2 protein-coding genes are annotated in these 3,127 nt (G+C 28.3%); both read left to right on the top strand.

What is annotated here, in order from left to right; translation table 11 throughout:
- Positions 1-142: 142 nt before the first annotated feature.
- Complete coding sequence (locus ES045_RS16120; protein ID WP_147117299.1) at positions 143-1,057, top strand: hypothetical protein; 915 nt, start codon at positions 143-145, stop codon at positions 1,055-1,057.
- Positions 1,058-1,902: 845 nt separating this feature from the next.
- Positions 1,903-2,448 carry a hypothetical protein gene (locus tag ES045_RS16125; protein WP_147117300.1) on the top strand — a complete coding sequence of 182 codons (546 nt, stop codon included), beginning with the start codon at positions 1,903-1,905 and terminating at the stop codon, positions 2,446-2,448.
- The last annotated feature ends 679 nt before the right edge of the window (positions 2,449-3,127 follow it).

Genomic DNA, 3,127 nt, shown 5'->3' on the forward strand with positions numbered 1-3,127 from the left:
CACAACAGCCCATATAAAAAATAGCTATTTCACTTTTTATCTAAAAAATTTATTTATTTTTAAAAACTAATAGAATACCTAAAAATGAGAAAGCTTTAAAACGCTACTTTTCATATAGGTACTCGTTGCCATTAATTAAAAAATGACCGAACAAGAGAAAGCATTAAACGAATTAATTTCTTATCGAGATAAACTTGAAAAAATTGAATATGAAGATATCAAAACATTAATTCGAGAATCAATTAAATTTATTCCTGTTACAACTGCTAAATTGAAAAAGGGAGAATTTATAGACAGAGTTAGGCTGAATAAGAAAACTGACTTTTTCAAATCACAATCGGAAATTTCATATGTCAAAGACCAATTTGTAATAGACAATTATCTAACGGAATTTGGACGTGCAAATAGACCTAAAGAACCTTTATTTTATGGAGCACTTCGAAGTACTCAAATTGAACATAATAGACTGACAGGTTATTTAGAAACTTCCGAAATGATTCACGATAAAGAATCTGTAAATTTAAATGGAGAACTGTTCACTGTGACAAGGTGGGAAGTTAAAAATGAATTAATTATAGCCGAAATAGTATTTAGCGATGATGCATTAAAAAGTAATCCTGACACCAGACATTCTTTTGAAAATCAATTTAAACAACTGAATCAAAGTGAACATAGAGAAATAGCTCTTCGACAACTTCAACTTTTTAGTAATGAATTTTCTCGAAAGACTAATTCTCATCACGATTATAAAATTTCTGTTGCTTATTCAGATTTACTTCTAAACGAATACGGAATAGATGGAATTACATTCCCAAGCGTAAAATCGGAATATCAAGGACAAAATATTGTATTTAAACCAGAAGCAGTTGACAAACATCTTGAACTAAAAATTGCTTCAACTCATAGAATGCATAAGAATAAAATGGAATCTTTTATGAGTAATTATCATCATACAACTGATTTCGGAAAAAATAACTCTAATTTTGTTTGGGATTTAACAAAAATCAATGAGAAACAAATAATAGAAGAAAGTATTAAACAAGTAACTAAAAAATAACTAATGGCAACACCGTATATAATTTATTGCTGGCTTCTCGCCTACTTACGAAAGTCCTCGCGGACTTTCTTGGTCGGTAATTATTTACTAAATTAGTTGCTTAAACCACGCAACAAACCATATACAAACACGTTGGCATTCATAGATCACTCGAATTCTTAAAATGGAATTTAAGTTTAAAAAATCTTGATTTTTAAAGAAAAAAACTGAAAAATATTGAACACTCTCTCGCTCGGAAAATTTTGCGAAAATTGAGCAAAATTTGAATTTATAAAATGTGTAATTTACTCAAACTCTGAAAATCAATTTGGCGGAATTCTTACTCAAAATCTGAATTTAGAAAGTTTGCGGAATTGAGCAAAATGCGGGAAATCAGAATTATAGAATTTACTCAAACTCTGAATTAAAAATTTGGCGGAATAATCACTCAAAAGTTGAATTTTGAAAATAGTAGAGAAAAATAAAACTGAATTATAAACTGAAAAAAAAACTACGAAATGCCAACACCGTGTATAAAAAATTGCTAAATTAGTTCTTAACCAAAGTCAGTTGCATTTTTATGTACTTCAATTTTCCTTCGGAAAATCCTCGCACACAAAAACGCAACTTTCCATAAACAACAACGTTACCAAAAATTACTCACTCACTCAAATCTGAATTGAAATAGCTATTTAAAAATAACGGAAAAATTAAAGTTGTTAAACAAACGCACAAAATTGGAATTTTTTCGAAATCATAAAATAAATAAAACTTTAAGATTAAAATAGAGAAAATTGAAATTATACATAGAATCGTTTATGGAAAGACTAATTTTGTACTTAACTAAAAAAATAAAGCTATAAAAAATGTTTGAAAAAATATGGACATCACCAGTTTGGAGTAAAGTTATATCAGCTGGAATTATTGGAATAATTGGATTTATTTCAGCTATAATTTACTCATTAATAACAGATATGAATCCAATCGATTCATTCAAGTATATTTGGAATTTCAAAACAAAAATAGGTTATGCATTTATTGCATTAATTTTTATGTTTATAATTCAACTTTTATTACAAAAGGTTTTCTCAAAAAAGGAAAAGAAACTTAATAAAACGGAACAAAAGGCTAAACATTTCTGTGAGCAATGGTATAAAATTAATGACGATCAAACTAATGTTGTTTATCGATTTAACACATATATTAGTTCTTATACAAAACAACCAATTATAGCAAATTTGACAGCTTTTTGCAAAAATCACAATGGGCAGGAATTCAAAATGAACTGGATTGGAGGATGTTTAGATAGAAGTTGCGCAAATAATAATAAAATTTCGAGAGAAAGTGTTGTTAAAGATTTAATTGAATCTCAACTTGTGGTTGAATGGGAAAAAATAAATGGAAAATATTAAGAGAAACTGAAAAGAAAAAACTTTTGGTAACACCGTGTAAAAAAAATTGCTGGTTTTAGCCTACTTACGAAAATCCTCGCGGATTTTCTTGGTTTGTGTTTTATTTAGTAACTTTATTGCTTAAAACACGCAACTTTTCTTACACAACAACGTTGCAAGTAATTAAAAACGAATTCCTAAAAACCGAATAAAATTGCAGTTTGAAACTCTTCAAATTTGTGTTTCTAAAAGTTCGAAAAAAGAAAAATATGGAACACTCTCTCGCTAATCGGAATTTTTTCAAAATGCGGAACTTTCAATATTATGGAATTGAGCAACATTCGGAATTGAGCAATTTTGCCGATTTTTTACTCGTACGAAAAATCTGAACTATATTTCCAAAATTGCGGAATTTAGCAACATTCGGAATTTTCACTCGTTCGATAAATAAGAAAAAATTTCAATAAATGAGAAATTGAGAAAATACGAGATTTTAAAGTCTGTAAAAGTGTGACAAAATGAAGAAATCGGAGAAAAGAAAATCAAAATTATGAAAAAAGAAAAACTACTTGCAACAAAGTACTGTGGTAAAAAACAAGTAAAATTCACTTAATTTTTCACCAACACACTTCTGAAAGTATCGTCATATATTAACCCAGATTTGGCGATTGCAAATGCCTGTTTTAAAAGCTTATTACAA

The organism is Polaribacter sp. IC073, assembly GCF_007997075.1.
Taxonomy (GTDB): Bacteria; Bacteroidota; Bacteroidia; order Flavobacteriales; family Flavobacteriaceae; genus Polaribacter.

Coding starts and splice junctions, on each gene's coding strand:
- ES045_RS16120 (WP_147117299.1), top strand. CDS start 143: ATGACCGAACAAGAGAAAGCATTAAACGAATTAATTTCTTATCGAGAT.
- ES045_RS16125 (WP_147117300.1), top strand. CDS start 1,903: ATGTTTGAAAAAATATGGACATCACCAGTTTGGAGTAAAGTTATATCA.